Here is a 15,219-nt window from a genome sequence, read left to right as displayed (position 1 = left end):
GGGTGGATGCAACCGGGCCGAGGACACGTCTGCCCCAGGCCCAGGTTGCACGCCCGGCCAATCGGGCATGCGCTCTTCTTCCGCCGGTACGAACCGGATCAAGTTCACGGGTTGGACCTTTCGGTCCTCTCAGCGCTGTGCGCACCCCGGAGCGAGGCGGAGTGTAGCCGCATTGCCGCGCGCGGGAAAAACCCGTCAGCGCAACAGGGCGCTGGCCCCCGCTGTGATCAGCCCGCCGCCCAGCAGCAGCCAGCCGAACAGCAGCGCCGCCAGCAGCAGGGGCCGCGGACCGGCGCGGCGCAGCAGGGCCAGCGGCGTGGCCAGGCCCAGTGCAGCCATCGCGGTGGCGATCAGTGCCAGGTCCAGGCCTTGTGCGGCGTGCAGCCAGGCGGCGGGCAACCAGCCTGTCGAGCGCAGCAGCACCATGCCGATGAAGCCAAATGCGAACCAGGGCAATGCCAGTTTAGAAGAGGTGCCTGAATTGCCGCCGCGCCGTGCCAGCAGTGCCGACAGCAGCAACAGGAATGGTGCCAGCATCATCACGCGCAGCATCTTGGCGACGACCGCCGCGTCGCCGATCTCCGCAGGCAGCACGCGGCCAACGGCGAGCGCCTGCGCCACCTCGTGCAGCGTGGCGCCCGCAAACAGCCCGAAGCCCGGCGCCTGCCCGCTCCACGAAAACAGCAGCGGGTAGAGCAGCGTGGCCACCGTGCCGAACAGCACCACGCTGGCCACCGCAACTGCCGTCTGCTCGGCGCGGGCCTTCAGCAGCGGCTCGGTCGCCAACACCGCAGACGCGCCGCAGATCGCGCTGCCCGCGCCGATCAGCCACGCGGTGTTGCGTGCCACGCCCAGCCTTGGCCCGGCCCAGGCCGCCAGCGCAAAGGTGCTGGCCAGCACCAGCGCGTCCACCAACACACCGGCCCAGCCGACCTGCGCCACGTCCTGCAGCGTGAGCCGCAGCCCGTACAGCACCACGCCCGCGCGCAGCAACCGCAGCCGCGAGAACAGCACGCCGGCAGACGCGCCCGGCTGCCAGCGCGCACCGCCCAGCACGCTGCCCGCCACCAGGCCCAGCAGCAGCGCCAAGGTCAACGGACCCAGGCCTAGTGCCTGCAAGGGCGTCCAGCGGCCAAGTTCGGAAGCGAGCATGGCCAGCGCGGCGCTGGCAAGCAATCCGGGCAGCAGGCGGGGCCAGGTGAAGACGGGGGCGGAGAAGGCACGGGACAGCATGGGCGCCAGTGTCCGCACCTGGAAGTGACCCGTCCAACGGCTTGTATGGCTAAGATCAAGCGAACTAACAGGTAAAGAGATCGACCATGAACATCCTGCGCCTCACGCTGCGCCAGCTGCAGATCTTCGTGGCCGTCGCGCACGAAGGCAGCACCAGCGCGGCTGGCGAGGCGATTGCCTTGTCGCAATCGGCCGCCAGCGCGGCGGTCAATGAGCTGGAGCGGCTGCTGGGGCTGAAGCTGTTTGACCGCGCCGGCAAGCGGCTGCTGCTCAACGACAACGGGCGGGCGCTGTTGCCACGCGCACTGGGCCTGCTGGATGGCGCGGCCGGCGTGGAGCAGATGGCGCGCAACCCGGACGCGCAGCTGCAGGCGCTGCGCATCGGTGCCAGCACCACGCTGGGCAGCCAGTTGCTGCCGGGGCTGCTGAAGCGCTTCTACCGCGAGGTGCCGCGGCAGGCGGCGCATTGGCAGGCGGAGGTGAGGGTGGGCAACACTGCGCAGGTCTGCGCGGCGGTGGCGGCCTTTGAGCTGGACATCGGGCTGATCGAAGGGCCATGCCACGAACCGGCGCTGCAGGTGCAGCCCTGGCTGACCGACGAACTGGTGCTGGTGGCGGCGGCCGGCACCGAGGCCAGGCTGGCGCTGAAGGCCTTGCGCGACTGTGTGTGGCTGCTGCGCGAACCTGGTTCGGGCACCCGCGAGGCGATGGACCAGGCGCTGCTGCCGCACCTGCGCAGCTATCGCCGCAGCATCGCGCTGGGCAGCTCGGAGGCGATCCGCCAGGCCGCAATCGTTGGCCTGGGCGTGGCCTGCCTTTCGCGCTGGCTGGTGGCGGACGCACTGGCTGCCGGCCGCCTGGTCGAGCTGCGCACGCCGCTGCCGCCGCTGCGCCGCCAGTGCCATTGGGTGACGCACCGCGACAAGCAGCCCACCCAGGCATTGCAGCGTTTCATCACCTTGCTGGCGGCCGCTGCCGACACGCCCTTGCCAGCCTGAGCGGCGGCCGGGCGGCACCGCGATCAGCCAGCCTCTTGCTGGCGCAGTTGCCGGGCGTGTTCTTCGTCGCGGGCGTCGTCGATCTCGCGCAGCACGCTGCCCAGGTCCACCGGGCCCTGCCTGGACTTGAACTCGCCGCTGAGGGGCGTGTCCGGGTGCAGCAGGCCGCGGGTGTAGAGGTCCCACATCTCGGCGCCGTGCTGGGTGGCCAGCAGCGCGGGGGCGAACTGGCCGAAGAAGTTGCGCAGGTTCTCCACGTCGCGCAGCAGCATGCGCTGGGCGTGGTTGTTGCCGGCGGCGTCCACCGCCTGGGGCAGGTCGATGATGACCGGCCCGTCTTCGGCCAGCAGGATGTTGAACTCGGACAGGTCGCCGTGCACGACACCGGCGCACAGCATGCGCACGACTTCGCGCAGCAGCGTGGCGTGGTGGCGCAGCGCGTCCTCGGGTGTGAACTGCACGTCGTTCAGGCGCGGCGCGGCGTCGCCGTTGGCGTCGGCCACCAGCTCCATCAGCAGCACGCCGTCGAGGAAGTTGTAGGGCCGCGGCACACGCACGCCAGCGGCGGCCAGGCGGTACAGCGCGTCTACCTCGGCGCTTTGCCAGGCGGCCTCGGCGGCCTCGCGGCCAAAGCGCGTGCCCTTGGCCATGGCGCGGGCCTGGCGGGTGTTCTTGACCTTGCGGTTCTCGGTGTAGTCCACCGCCTGGCGGAAACTGCGTTCGGTGGCGGCCTTGTAGACCTTGGCGCAGCGGGTGTCGTCACCGCAGCGCACGACATAGACGGCGGCTTCCTTGCCGCTCATCAGCTGGCGCAGGACGCTGTCGACCAGCCCCTCGTCGATCAGGGATTGCAGGCGCTTCGGGGCTTTCATCGGGCAGGGATCACAGTTCAGGCAGGCAGAGGGCAGACCCTTTCGGGACTGCCGCATTGTGTGCCCTGGCCGGCAAAAGGCCCATGACGGCCCCGCCCATGAAAAAAGGCAGGCCCTTTCGGGCCTGCCTTGGCAGGCGAGCGCCGGAGCGCCTGCGAGGTTCAGCGCGAGGCGGCGATGCGCGCCTTGCGGGCGCTCATGTCGCTGGCGCCCAGCGTCAGGCTGGGCGCATTGGGTTCGACGGTCAGCAGCGTGGTGCCGACCGTCGAGCCATCGCCCTTGGCGTAGCGGATGCCACCGAGGTAGCGCAGGTTGGCCAGGCCGGACCAGCTGGCCTTGACCGAGGCCTGGTCGGCCACTGCGACGGTGGTCGGCAGGCCGGTCACGGCCAGGCTGCCACCGGCATCGGCAGCCGACAGCACCCAAGAGGACAGCGTGAAGTTGCTGCTGCCACCGACCGGGTTGTAGCCCTGCACGCAGGCCTTGTAGGTGCCAGCGACCGGGGCGGTGACGCTGACCAGTTCGTCGGCCGTGGCGCCGCCGCTGGAGGCGACGGTGGTGCCGGACGGGTTGAGCAGCGTCATGTCCAGGTCGTCGCCGCCGTTGCCGGAGGTGTCGGCGTTGTACAGCGCGGCACGCACCACCAGCGCGTCGGCCGGCACGCTGATGTTGAAGCAGACCTGGGCGTTCAGCGCCACGGTGCCGGCGGTGCGGGTGGCCGGCTTCAGGCCGGTGACCAGCGCGCTGGTGGCGCCGTCGAAGCCATAGGCGACCTTGAACTTGGCGGAACCGGTGGCGGCCGTGCTGGACAGCACCGCCGGGGCCGACAGCGCCCGCGCCCGCGCCAGCACCGGGCTGGTGACGACGTGCGAACCATCGGTCCAGCTCAGGTTGCCGAAGACGCCGGTGTTCAGCGCCGCGCCATTGGTCTTCAGCGTCAGCGTGAAGGCGGCCACCTCGTTCTTGGCCAGGCTCAGCGTGGGCGGCGTGACGGTGGCAACGAAGCCGGGCACCGTCGCACTGGCCGAGTAGATCGCCGGGCCGGTGCCGACATTGCGCACGTGCCGCTTGATCGTCAGGGTGCCCGGCACATCGGCCGCGACGGTCGGCAGGTTCAGGTTGCTCGGCGCGGCGCTGCCAAAGGCGAGGCAGTTGGCGTCATCCGCGGCGAGCCAGTTGGCGCCGCAGAGGAAGCTGAGGTAGTCGGCCGGGTTGATCGGGTAGACCAGGCCGGGATCCGCGGCGCCGCGCGGGTTCACGTGGCCAGCGCCGTAGCCATTGGGGTTGGTGTCCGGCGCGCCGCTGGCGAGCTTGACGCCGGTGGTGCTGGTGACCATGGCCGACTTGATCTGGGCCGGCGGCCAGTTCGGGTGGGCCTGCTTGATCAGTGCGGCAATGCCGGCGATGTGCGGCGTGGACATCGAGGTGCCCTGGTACGACTCGACCACCGGCGACGGCACCAGCGTGCCGGCCAGGATCGCGTCATGGTCGGCCTGGCTTTGCTGCGCGTAGGTGACCGAGGCGATCACGTCCACGCCAGGCGCGGTGATCTCGGGCTTCATCACCGACAGCTCGGCCAGGTTCGGGCCGCGCGACGAGAACGAGGCCATGATCGGGGCGACCACGTTGGGTGCCTGGTAGCGCGCGCTGATGGCGCCGGTGGCGCTGGCGCCGCTGCTCGTCACGTAGTTGCGCACGGCGGTGCGCGAGGGCGCGTCCAGGTGCACCGTGGGCACGCTGTGGAAGTCGGCCACGACGGTGTTGGCGCTCGGGTTGATCAGCACCATGCCGACACCACCGACACGCGCCACTTCCTGGCTTTTCTCGACGCGGGCATTGGTGCCGCGGTCGCAGACGACGATCTTGCCGACGGCCTTGGTGCTGTCCAGCGAGTTCAGGAAGCACAGGTTGGCGTTCGCCACCGGCACGCCTGCGGCCGGGATGTCGCTCGACAGCACCATGCTGGCCGAGGGCAGCGCGGCCGGGTCGAACGAGGCGCCGGTGTACGGTCCGGTGCCGTTGCCCAGCGACAGGTCGGCAATGAACTGGCGGTCGTGGGTGGACGCGGCCACCGTGGTCAGCCACGGGCTGTTGTGGGCGACCTGGTTGCCCGGGCCGCTGTTGCCGGCCGACGCGGCGACGAACACGCCGGCCGCCGTGGCATTCAGGAAGGCCACTTCGACCGGGTCCAGCAGGTTGGTCTGCGAGCCGCTGATCGAGTAGTTGATGACGTCCACGCCATCGGCCACGGCCTGGTCGATCGCCGCGACCAGGTCGCTGTTGAAGCCGTTGCCGCCCAGCGAGCCGTCCGCCGCGATGGTGCCGAACAAGGCCTTGTAGGTGGCCACGCGGGCGCGCGGCGCCATGCCGCTGGTGGTGCCGACATAGATGCCGGCCGAGGTGTAGGCCGGTGCGTTGGCATTGCCGCCGGCGGTGGACAGCGTGTGCGAGCCGTGGCCGACTTCGTCGCGCGGCACGTCGTAGAAGTTCAGGAACGGCGTGACGGCACCCTGGGCGACTGCCTGCTGGTAGCCGGCGCTGAAGACCTGCGCGCCGATCAGCTTGTTGTTGCACGAGTCGGCCGTGAAACCGGCGCCGGTGGTGCAGGTGCCGCTGTACTGGCCGACCGGCAGCGGCTGGTAGGCCAGCGTGCCGCCGGTCTTCACGGGGGTGCCGTTGGCGTCCACATGGTCGTAGAAGGCCGGGTTCTCGGGCTGGATGCCGGAGTCCACCACCGCGACGATGACGTTTTCGCCCTTCTCCAGCACGCCCTGGACCTTCTTGGTCCAGACGCCGCCAGGGCCGTCCAGGCCGAGGAACAGCGGGGTGGTGATGGTGGTGGCTTCACGCCGCTCGTCGGCCAGCACGCTGGAGACGGCGCTGTTGGCGCGCAGCTTCTTGGCTTGCGCTTCGGTCAGCACGGCCGAGAAGCCGTTGAAGGCCACGTTGTAGCGGTGCAGCAGCTTGACCGGACCCAGCGAGCTGATCAGCTTCTGCTGTTCACCGGCCAGGTGGGCGCGGTAGGCCTGCACGGCCGCGGCGCGGGCGTTCAGCTTCTGGCCCTCGGGCACCTGGGTGGCGGCAAGGCCTGCCACGCCACCGCGGTAGCTGGCCGCCGGGGCCTCCTTCAACAGCACGATGTAGCTGCGGGATGCGCTCGGGCTGGTGGCCGCGAATGACGCCGACATCACGCCCGAAAGCAGCATCAGCTGCGTCAGCCGGACAGTCCTGGGAAAAAAGCTCATGACCCAAACTCCACAAAAACAAACGTTGAGGCGCCGAGTGCTGCCCGGGTAGGACTGCCTGCGCTGGTGAATCGCCGACGTTAACGAGGCGTTCAGCACTGTGGGGTTTTGTAACTAGGGGGATGAGCGGGCTTTGGCGCCGTTGCCGGGCGGATGTCGTCGGCTTGTCATGCGTCATCGCTACGGTTCGCGCCATGGATGCTACTTTTTTGAGCCTGCGTGCCTCGCGCAGGCAGCTGCTGCGTGCCGCTGGCGCGCTGGGCCTGGTTTCGGTCTTGCCTGCCGCGCGGGCCTGCGAGTTCTTCTGCAGCAGCCTGCGGGTCTACAAACCCTACGCGCGTGAGACGCTGGCAGGTGACAGCAGCGTCATCGTCGGCATGACGCTGGACGAGGTGGTGCAAGACGACCGGCTGATCGGCGTCACCTCGCCACTGGCCAGCTCGGCAGAGATCGGCGGCATGGGCGCGCGGCCGGGTGCCATCGACCTGCCGATCCGGCGTGGCCAGGTGCTGGTGCTGCACGAGGACACCACCTACATCCGCCTGCTGGGCCTGAAGCAGCCGCTGGGCCTGGGCCGCGAATACCCGCTGACGCTGCACTTCGAGAAGGCCGGCGTGGTCGACGCCGACATCGACGTGTCCTACACCCGCAACCAGTCCATCAAGTGAATCGGGGCACCCGGCTCCGCGGGTACGCGGAACCACCCGCCGGGCAGGTTGTGCAGGCCGCTTGGGGCGGCCCGGCGCCGGCCTGCGTTTGCCGAGCCATCGAACTTGAAGCCAGTTGCTGGACTTCGTCCGGCAGTCACGAGGATGTCACCTCATGTGACGACCATGCGCACTTCGCCGCAGTGCCTTTTTCGGGTGCCTGGCGACCTTCACTGGCCGAACCAGGCCCACCCACGGGATGCAACGCGTCCCAAACACAACGATCAGGAGTAGCTTCATGAAGTTCCGAACTGGCCTGAGCCCGCTTGCGCTGGCTGCCATCGCCGCGATCGGCAGCACCGCTGCCATCACCGCTCCCTCGGCCGCCCAGGCCGAATCCACCCCTTCCGGCAAGTACGTCACCGGCGACTTCCACAACCACACCACCTGCTCGGACGGCACGATCTCGATGCAGAAGCTGGTCAGCAAGGTGACCGACAAGACCGACGGCACCTTCGGCCTCGACTGGTTCGTGCAAGCCGGCCACGGCGGCAACGGCAACCGCAACTGCACGCTGGTGGAAGACGCCACGCTGAGCACCCCGGCCTACCCGTTTGTCGAAGGCCAGGGCCCGACGACGACGTGGACCAATTCCATCGGCGCGGCCGCCATCAAGGGCGACGGCGGCGGCGTGGGCGGCAACGGCAACATGTGGCGCTGGCAGTCGGTGCAGGAATACCAGTACCCGCTGCTGGAATACCTCTCGGCCCAGAAGAATGTGCCGCTGTTCATCGGCATGGAATCGGTCGTCGCCGGCCACGAGCACAGCTCGATGTCCGTCGTCACCGGCCAGATGCCCAAGAAGCTGGACAAGGTCACGCTGCCGACCGGCCCGGGCTACAAGGCCGTGGGCAATGCCAATGCGCTGGCCCAGTGGTCCTACTGCTTCGACCGTGGCGACACCGACACCAGCCGCGGCAACACCACCGGCACCGCCACCGGCAACAACTGGGATTGCTCGGTCACCGGCAGCCTGAACGCCGCCGACCCGAGCTGGAACGCCACCGCGCACAAGCTGATCCCCGCCAGCGGCACCGGCTCCGGCAACACCGGCCACGCCAAGACGGTCGAAGCCCTGAAGTGGATGGCCCAGAACCACGGCAACGCCAGCTACTACGTGCCGGCCCACCTGGAGCGCGCCGGCCCGTTCAACCCGGACGGCAACAACGGCTTCAACATCGAGCACTTGCGTGACTTCAACAACGCAGCCCCGAACATCGCCTTCGGCTTCGAGACCCACCCGGGCCATGGCGCTGCCAACAACCGCGGTGAATACCAGGTCCTGCGCAACACCTTCCCGACCGGCAAGGTCGACTCGGTGGGCGGCACGACCTACGGCGGCACCGGCGTGTACGGTGGCGTGATCGGCGGCGTGTGGGACGCACTGCTGGGCGAAGGCCGCAACTACTGGTTCTTCTCCAGCTCCGACTGGCACAACCGCGGCATCTTCGGCCCGGATGACCGCCGCTCGTCGCAAGACTTCTACCCCGGCGAATACCAGCGCGACTTCGTGATGGTGCGCAACGGCCAGGACAAGCTGCGCCCGCAAACCATCGTCGACGGCCTGCGCACCGGCAACAGCTTCGCAGTGGACGGCCAGCTGATCGACCGCCTGGGCCTGGTGGTCTGCAAGTCCAACGCCTCGGCCTACCTGTCCGACTCGCAAGTCCGCAACTACGCCTACGCCGGTGCCGAAAAGGGCAGCGTCGTGAACCACGCGAACTGCGTCTCGATGGGCGAGAAGCTGGTGGTGGACGCGGGTGACGACGTGGTGGTCGGCATCTCGGTGCGCGACCCGGCTGGCACCAACTACGCGCCTTACAGCTTCGCCAACCCGTCGCTCGCCCAAGTGGGCATGAACCAGCCGATCAACAAGCCGGTGCTGGACCACGTGGACCTGATCCGCGGCATGGTCTCGGGCTTCAAGACGCCGGGTGCTGCCGACTACTCGGGCGAATGGCCGCGCAACACCGCGTGGCTGAGCGCCGATGGCGTCACCGCTGACCTGGCCGTCGTGCCGGCTGCTGCCAAGAACACCTCGGCCGCAATCGTCAAGACCTTCAGCGCGCCCAAGGGCTGGAATTCGATCGTCTCGACGACCGACGGCACGACCTACCTGCGCATGTCCTACCGCCTGCCGGCGGTGGTGGCTTCGCAGTACGTGCGTCTGCGCGGCAGCAACCTGCCGGCCGCCACGCCTTACGAGACCGATGCCAGCGGCAACCCGCTGTCGGACCTGTTCACCAATGCCAACGACACCAGCAAGCTGCGCATCCCCTGCACGGTCGCCGGCACCAACGTGCCTGAAAACGGCGTGAGCTGGACGGCCGCCAACGGCACGATCAACGGCTGCCCGAACCACCTGGCGGTGGTCAACGGCCAGAAGATGGTGTCGTACGACGTGGCCGCCTGGTCTGACCTGTGGTTCTACAGCAACCCGGTCTACGTGGAAGTGAAGGGTTCGGTGAAGGTCGCCGGCGTCAAGTAAGCCGGCTGGACCCATCCGTCCCTGCGGCAGTTGTTTGACCGCCGCACGGCGCCGCGCGATTTCGCGCGGCGCCTTTTTCCGTTGTTATGGTTGTTCTGTCGAGAAATCATGTCCACTCCGCTGACGATGCCTGTTGATCCTGTCGCCAAGCCCGCCGCTGCCCAGTCCGCACCCCGTGCCGGGCTGCTGAACTGGACCCGCGAGCCGCTGCTGCACTTCCTCGTGCTGGGTGCGCTGCTGTTCGGTGCCGACCATTTGCTGATCAGCCGCAGCGACGACCCGCACACCATCGTCGTCGGTGCCGCGGTGGACAAGGAAGCCATCGAGATCTTCAAGGCCTCGCGCAACCGCGATCCGAACGCCGAGGAACTGGCCGCGTTGCGCAAGGTCTGGCTGGACAACGAGGTGCTGTACCGCGAAGGCCTGGCGCTGCAGGTCGACCGCGGTGACAGCGCGATCCGTGATCGCGTGATCTTCAAGGCGCTGAGCGTGGTGGACGCCAACACCAAGCTGCCACCCGCAGATGACGCGACGCTGCAGAAGTGGTTCGAATCGCACCGCGCGAAATACGACGAGCCCGCCCGCTTCGACTTCCAGGAAGCCGCGCTGGACGGCGACAGCTCCGAGGCCGCCGTGCGCGCCTTCGTCACCGAGCTCAACGCCGGCACGCCGGGCGACGCCAAGGCCGGCCTGCGGGTCTTCAAGGGCAGGCCGCACCAGAACCTGGTGCTGAGCTACGGCGAAGACTTTGCCAAGGCGCTGGAAACCGCACCAATCGGTGAATGGCGCGCCGAGAAGACCCGCGAGGGCTGGCGCGCCGTGCGGCTGGAGGCCGTGAGCCCGGCCAAGCCAGCGCAGTTCGAGGTGTTGCGCCCGGTGGTGCAGCAGGACTGGACCGATGCCACGCTGTCCGAGCAGCGCAGCGCCGCGGTGCAGCTGCTGGCGAAAAAGTACAACATCCGCTACGAGGCCGGCGCGAAATGAGGTCTCTCAATGCGATGTTGCGCGGCCTGCTCGCCGCGCTGCTGTTGCTGCTGGGCGCAGGCTCTCAGGCACACGAGCTCAGCATGGCCGAGATGCAGCTGCGCGAGGTTTCGCACGGCGAGTTCTACTGGATGTGGGCCGCCGCCGAAAAGCGCGCCGCCAACGAAGACCTGACCCCTGTCTGGCCCGAAGGCTGCCAGGCCGAGGAGAACGTGCTGCACTGTGGCGAGGCCGGCCTGACCGGCACGCTGTCCATCACCGGCGTGGGCGAGCGCTACTCGGCCGCGCTGGTCAAGGTCTATTGGCTGGACGGCCAGTCTAGGGTCTACACGCTGACTGCCGGCCAGCCCTCGGTGCACCTCTACGGCGCGGCAGACGACGGCCGTGGCTGGCGCGAGGTCGCCAGCGCCTACACGGTGCTGGGGGTCGAGCACATCCTCAGCGGCGTGGACCACCTGCTGTTTGTCATCAGCCTGCTGTTGCTGGTGGGCTTCCAGCGCCGCCTGGTCTGGACCATCACCGCCTTCACCGCGGCGCACAGCCTGACGCTGGCACTCAGCGCGCTGGGCATCCTGACGCTGCGCCCGCCGCCCGTGGAGGCGACCATCGCGCTGTCCATCGTGCTGGTGGCCGGCGAGGCGCTGCACCAGCGCGAAACGCTGGCGCGCCGCTGGCCGGCACTGGTGGCCTTCCTGTTCGGCCTGGTGCATGGCCTGGGCTTCGCCGGCGCGCTCAAGGAGATCGGCCTGCCCGAGAACCACCTGCCGGTGGCGCTGCTGACCTTCAACGTCGGCGTGGAAATCGGCCAGCTGATGACGGTGGGCGCGGCGATGCTGCTGTGGAAGTTGTGCGGCCGCTGGCCGCAGCTGGCCAAGGCCCGCAGCGTCGTGCTGTACATGATCGGCTCGATCGCGGCCTACTGGTCCTGGCTGCGCGTGGCCGCCATCTTCGGTTGAGGTCTACAAGCCATGGCTGAAATTCACGGCTTGTTCGCCACGCCCTTCATGCGCGTGCCCGGCGCGCTGCCGCCGGCCCTGGTGGCCGCGCTGGTGGCGCATTTCGCGGCGCAGGCGCAGCAGCAGAACAACGGCTCGGCGCTGCTGTCGCACACCAGCATGTTGCGCCCCAGCGACAGCCCGCTGCTGGTGGACGTGGCGGGCCTGCTCACGCCGCAGCTCTCCGAGTTCGGCGCGCTGCTGTTTGGCCAGCGCATGCCCTGGGCGCTGAAGGAGATGTGGGTCAACGTGCTGGAGCAGGGCGGCCAGCAGGCCATGCACAACCATGCCAACAGCTTCATCTCCGGCGTGGTCTACCTCACGCCCACCCACCCCAGCGCACGCACCGTGTTCATCAAGGCGCCTGGCGGTACCGACTTTTCGTTCAAGAACGACCATGCCGGCGTCGTCACCGGCCCGTACAACGCCGACAAGTGGATCAGCCCGCCGCCAGAGCTTGGCGACCTGGTGCTGTTCCCCAGCTACCTGATGCACGCCGTGCCGCCCAACCAGGGCGAGCAGCGCATCACGCTGGCCTTCAATGCGATCCCGGCGCGGCTGGACTCCTGGGGCTACACCATCGGGTTTTCCGGCTGAAGCGATGGCGGTCAAACGCGTGTGGGCCGCGCATGGCCTGATGCTGGCCTCCGGCTTTGCCGGGTTGGGCTACCAGGTCGTCTGGGCGCAGCAGGGCGCGCTGTGGCTGGGCCACGAGTCGGCCGCGGTGCTGGCGGTCGTGGCGGCGTTCTTCGGCGGGCTGGCGCTGGGCGCGCTGCTGATGGGCCCACGCATTGCGCGCAGCCCGCGGCCCGCCCGCTGGTACGCTGCCTGCGAAGCCTTGATCGGCGGCTGGGCGGCGTTGCTGATCTTGCTGATGCCGGCGGTCAGCGGTGCACTGCTGGCCGTCACCGGCCCGCAGCCCGGCGCCGCCTGGCAATGGACGGTCGCGTTTGGCGGCATGTTCCTGCTGCTGTTGCCGGCCACCGCGGCCATGGGCGCGACGCTGCCGGCGATGGAGCGTGTCGGCCAGCAACTGCTGGGCGCCGCACAGCCCGGCCGCGCGCTCGCGGCGCTGTACGCCAGCAACACGCTGGGCGCCGTCGTCGGCGTGCTGGCCACTGCCTTCTGGCTGCTGCCGGCGCTGGGCCTGGCGCGCACGGCGGCCTGCTGCGTTGCATTGAACCTGCTCTGCGCCATGGTCGCCTGGCGCGCCTTCGCAGCCGAAGCCCCGCCCGTCGAGGTCACGGAGGTCACCGGCAACCACCGCGGCCCGATGCTGCGCCTCGCGCTCACCGGCCTGCTGGGCCTGGGCTATGAAGTGCTGGTGGTGCGCGTGCTGAGCCAGGTCACCGAAGACACGGTCTACACCTTTGCACTGCTGCTGGCGGTCTACCTGGTGGGCACCTCGCTGGGCGCGGCGCTGCTGGCCCGGCTGCGCCGACCCGGCGCCGCGGACGATGAGCGGCTGACGAACCGCCTGCTCAGCGCCCTGTCGCTGGCCTGCCTGCTGGGCACCGGCAGCCTGTGGGCGGCGGAGTGGGTGCGGGATGGCTGGCTGGCCGCCACCGGCGGCGGCATGGCCGCGGCGCTGGGTGCAGAAGCCTTGCTGGCACTGCTCGCCTTTGGCCTGCCCACGCTGGTGATGGGCGCTTTGTTCAGCCAGCTCAGCGCGGGCGCGATGGCGCGTGGCCTGAGCCTGGGCCGCGCCCTGGGCGTCAACACGCTGGGCGCGGCGTTGGCCCCGCTGCTGTTTGGCGTCTTGCTGGTGCCGCTGCTCGGCCCCAAGGGCGTGCTGCTGCTGGCGGCTGCCGGCTACCTGCTGCTGCGAAGTGGTGGCGCGCGCTGGCGGGCTGGCAGCTGGGCCCCGGCAGCGGCGGTGCTCGCAGTCGCCGTGCTGGCGCCGCCGCTGGCCTTCGTCGAGCTGCCCGAGGGCGGCAGGCTGGTCAGCTACCAGGAGGGCGCGATGGCCGCGGTCAGCGTGGTCGAAGATGCACAAGGCGTCTCCCGCCTGCGCATCAACAACCGCCAGCAGGAAGGCAGCAGCGCCACGCGGCTGGTGGATGGCCGGCAGGCCTTGCTGCCGCTGTTGCTGCACCCTGCGCCGCGGCACGCGCTGTTCCTCGGCATGGGCACCGGCGTCACCTCGTCGGTCGCGGCCGAAGACCCACAACTGCAGGTCGACGTGGCCGAGCTGCTGCCCGAGGTCATCGTCGCGTCGCACCTGTTCGTCGACGCGCCGCGCCTGCATCCCGTGGCGGCCGATGCGCGCCGCTTCGTGCGCGCCGGCGACACGCACTACGACGTGATCGTCTCCGACAACTTCCACCCTGCCCGCAGCGGCTCGGGTTCGCTCTACACGGTGGAGCATTTCGAGGCCGTGCGCAAGCGGCTGGCGGCCGGCGGCGTGTTCTGCCAATGGCTGCCGCTGCACCAGCTGGACCGGGCCACGCTGCGCAGCATCGTGCAGTCCTTCCTGCTGGCCTATCCGCAAGCCAGCGCCATCCTCGCCAGCGACAGCCTGGAGACCCCCGTGCTGGGCCTGGTGGGCCGGGCCGACGACGGCCGCTTCGACGCCGCTGCACTGCGCACCGGCCTGGCCCGCGCCGCTGGCCCGCGCGGCCTGGCCGCCTTTGGCCTGGACGATGACTTCGCGCTGCTCGGCAGCTTCGTGGCCGACACCACGGCGCTGCAACGTTTCGCCGCCCACGCCCCCGCCAACACCGATGACCACCCCGTCGTCGCCTACCTTGCGCCGCGCGTCACCTACGCGCCCGACTCGCTGCCGCGCGACCGCCTGCTGGCGCTGCTGGCCGAGGTCTCGGTGCAGCCCGCGCAAGTGATGACGGCCGACGCCGCGTGGCTGCAGCGCCTGTCAGCCTACGGCCAGGCCCGCCGTCAGTTCATCGCCGCCGGCCGAGACGTGCGGCCCGCCCGCAACGCCCGCGAAATGCTGGCCCAGGTCCAGGCGCCGCTGCTGGCCGTGCTGCACACCAGCCCGGATTTCCGGCCGGCCTACAACCCGCTGCTGCGCATGGCCACCGCGCTGGCGCCCAGCGACCCGCCCGCGGCCCGCGCGCTGCTGAGCGAGCTGGCCCAGCTGCAGCCCGCTCGCCCCGAGGCCAGCGAGGCGCTGAAGCAGCTGGCCTTGTAGGTCCGGAATAGAGGCGCCTGAAAACGACAAGGCCCGCCGGCTTGCGCGGGCGGGCCTTGTCAGCCTGGAAGGGCGCTGGCCTCAGGCCTTCTTCTTGGCGGCAGCCTTCTTGGCAGGCGCCTTCGCGGCGGCCTTCACAGCCGCCTTCTTGGCCGGCACGGCGGTGGCAGCCTTGGCCGCCTTGCGCGCCGCAGCCTTCGGGTCCACGGCGGCCTTGAAAGCCGAGCCCGCGGTGAACTTCGGCAGCTTCATGGCGGCGATCTTGAGCTTGTCGCCGGTGGCCGGGTTGCGGCCGGTGCGTGCAGCACGGGTGGTCTGCTTGAACGAGCCGAAGCCCGGCAGTGTCACGGTGCCGCCCTTCTTGACGGCGTTGACGACCGCGTCCAGCAGCGTCACCAGCACCCTGCCGGCTTCGGCCTTGCTCAGGCCATGCTGCGTCGCAACCAGTTCGATCAGTTCCTGACGGTTCATCGATTTTCCAAGAGATCTCACGCCCAACATCGGGCGGTCGCATTCTGCCAGGGGGGCGCTACGGCCCGCCTGGCC

At 69.5% G+C, this 15,219-nt stretch carries 11 protein-coding genes and 1 riboswitch; of the genes, 7 read left to right on the top strand and 4 right to left on the bottom strand.

Going from position 1 to position 15,219, the window contains the following annotated elements; all coding sequences use genetic code 11:
* Window positions 1–58: 58 nt before the first annotated feature.
* Window positions 59–159, bottom strand: a riboswitch (TPP riboswitch).
* A gap of 36 nt (window positions 160–195) precedes the next feature.
* Window positions 196–1,233, bottom strand: coding sequence for a YeiH family protein (locus AC3WR5_RS20260; RefSeq protein WP_492486650.1), 1,038 nt, complete (start codon window positions 1,231–1,233; stop codon window positions 196–198).
* 86 nt (window positions 1,234–1,319) lie between these two features.
* Between AC3WR5_RS20260 and AC3WR5_RS20255 the strand changes: the two genes are divergently transcribed.
* Window positions 1,320–2,231, top strand: a complete 912-nt coding sequence (locus AC3WR5_RS20255) for a LysR family transcriptional regulator (protein WP_492486648.1) — start codon at window positions 1,320–1,322, stop codon at window positions 2,229–2,231.
* A gap of 23 nt (window positions 2,232–2,254) precedes the next feature.
* Here AC3WR5_RS20255 and AC3WR5_RS20250 read toward each other — a convergent pair whose 3' ends face one another.
* Window positions 2,255–3,103 carry a PA4780 family RIO1-like protein kinase gene (locus AC3WR5_RS20250; protein WP_141287615.1) on the bottom strand — a complete coding sequence of 283 codons (849 nt, stop codon included), beginning with the start codon at window positions 3,101–3,103 and terminating at the stop codon, window positions 2,255–2,257.
* A gap of 161 nt (window positions 3,104–3,264) precedes the next feature.
* On the bottom strand, window positions 3,265–6,348 hold the full coding sequence (locus AC3WR5_RS20245) for a S8 family serine peptidase (RefSeq protein WP_492486646.1): 3,084 nt from the start codon (window positions 6,346–6,348) through the stop codon (window positions 3,265–3,267).
* A 194-nt stretch (window positions 6,349–6,542) separates the two neighbouring features.
* Between AC3WR5_RS20245 and AC3WR5_RS20240 the strand changes: the two genes are divergently transcribed.
* The 6 genes from AC3WR5_RS20240 to AC3WR5_RS20215 all read left to right on the top strand — a co-directional run bounded on the left by AC3WR5_RS20240 (window position 6,543) and on the right by AC3WR5_RS20215 (window position 14,673).
* Window positions 6,543–7,016 carry a copper chaperone PCu(A)C gene (locus tag AC3WR5_RS20240; RefSeq protein WP_170200856.1) on the top strand — a complete coding sequence of 158 codons (474 nt, stop codon included), beginning with the start codon at window positions 6,543–6,545 and terminating at the stop codon, window positions 7,014–7,016.
* Window positions 7,017–7,293: 277 nt separating this feature from the next.
* Window positions 7,294–9,543 carry a hypothetical protein gene (locus AC3WR5_RS20235; protein WP_492486644.1) on the top strand — a complete coding sequence of 750 codons (2,250 nt, stop codon included), beginning with the start codon at window positions 7,294–7,296 and terminating at the stop codon, window positions 9,541–9,543.
* Window positions 9,544–9,669: 126 nt separating this feature from the next.
* Complete coding sequence (locus AC3WR5_RS20230) at window positions 9,670–10,527, top strand: peptidyl-prolyl cis-trans isomerase (protein ID WP_492486642.1); 858 nt, start codon at window positions 9,670–9,672, stop codon at window positions 10,525–10,527.
* Window positions 10,524–11,483, top strand: coding sequence for a HupE/UreJ family protein (locus tag AC3WR5_RS20225; protein WP_492486640.1), 960 nt, complete (start codon window positions 10,524–10,526; stop codon window positions 11,481–11,483). The genes AC3WR5_RS20230 and AC3WR5_RS20225 overlap by 4 nt, the downstream gene beginning before the upstream one ends.
* A 12-nt stretch (window positions 11,484–11,495) precedes the next feature.
* Entirely contained in the window at window positions 11,496–12,119 is a 624-nt protein-coding gene (locus AC3WR5_RS20220; RefSeq protein WP_492486638.1) for a putative 2OG-Fe(II) oxygenase, read from the top strand.
* Between the two features lie 4 nt (window positions 12,120–12,123).
* A complete protein-coding gene (locus tag AC3WR5_RS20215) occupies window positions 12,124–14,673 on the top strand; it encodes a fused MFS/spermidine synthase (RefSeq protein ID WP_492486636.1) in 2,550 nt (849 codons plus the stop codon).
* A gap of 81 nt (window positions 14,674–14,754) precedes the next feature.
* On the opposite strand, the gene AC3WR5_RS20210 is transcribed toward AC3WR5_RS20215, so the two are convergent.
* Window positions 14,755–15,144, bottom strand: a complete 390-nt coding sequence (locus tag AC3WR5_RS20210; RefSeq protein ID WP_492486634.1) for an HU family DNA-binding protein — start codon at window positions 15,142–15,144, stop codon at window positions 14,755–14,757.
* Window positions 15,145–15,219: the final 75 nt, after the last annotated feature.

Source organism: Ideonella sp. FW305-24, from assembly GCF_058788035.1.
The sequence above is the reverse complement of the archived record's forward strand: the minus strand, read 5'-3'. Positions and strand labels throughout refer to the sequence as shown.

Bases quoted from the DNA above. Each gene is read 5' to 3' on its own strand.
- AC3WR5_RS20255 (WP_492486648.1), top strand. From the start codon at position 1,320: ATGAACATCCTGCGCCTCACGCTGCGCCAGCTGCAGATCTTCGTGGCC.
- AC3WR5_RS20210 (WP_492486634.1), bottom strand. From the start codon at position 15,144: ATGAACCGTCAGGAACTGATCGAACTGGTTGCGACGCAGCATGGCCTG.
- AC3WR5_RS20260 (WP_492486650.1), bottom strand. From the start codon at position 1,233: ATGCTGTCCCGTGCCTTCTCCGCCCCCGTCTTCACCTGGCCCCGCCTG.
- AC3WR5_RS20225 (WP_492486640.1), top strand. From the start codon at position 10,524: ATGAGGTCTCTCAATGCGATGTTGCGCGGCCTGCTCGCCGCGCTGCTG.
- AC3WR5_RS20220 (WP_492486638.1), top strand. From the start codon at position 11,496: ATGGCTGAAATTCACGGCTTGTTCGCCACGCCCTTCATGCGCGTGCCC.
- AC3WR5_RS20240 (WP_170200856.1), top strand. From the start codon at position 6,543: ATGGATGCTACTTTTTTGAGCCTGCGTGCCTCGCGCAGGCAGCTGCTG.
- AC3WR5_RS20230 (WP_492486642.1), top strand. From the start codon at position 9,670: ATGCCTGTTGATCCTGTCGCCAAGCCCGCCGCTGCCCAGTCCGCACCC.
- AC3WR5_RS20215 (WP_492486636.1), top strand. From the start codon at position 12,124: ATGGCGGTCAAACGCGTGTGGGCCGCGCATGGCCTGATGCTGGCCTCC.
- AC3WR5_RS20245 (WP_492486646.1), bottom strand. From the start codon at position 6,348: ATGAGCTTTTTTCCCAGGACTGTCCGGCTGACGCAGCTGATGCTGCTT.
- AC3WR5_RS20250 (WP_141287615.1), bottom strand. From the start codon at position 3,103: ATGAAAGCCCCGAAGCGCCTGCAATCCCTGATCGACGAGGGGCTGGTC.
- AC3WR5_RS20235 (WP_492486644.1), top strand. From the start codon at position 7,294: ATGAAGTTCCGAACTGGCCTGAGCCCGCTTGCGCTGGCTGCCATCGCC.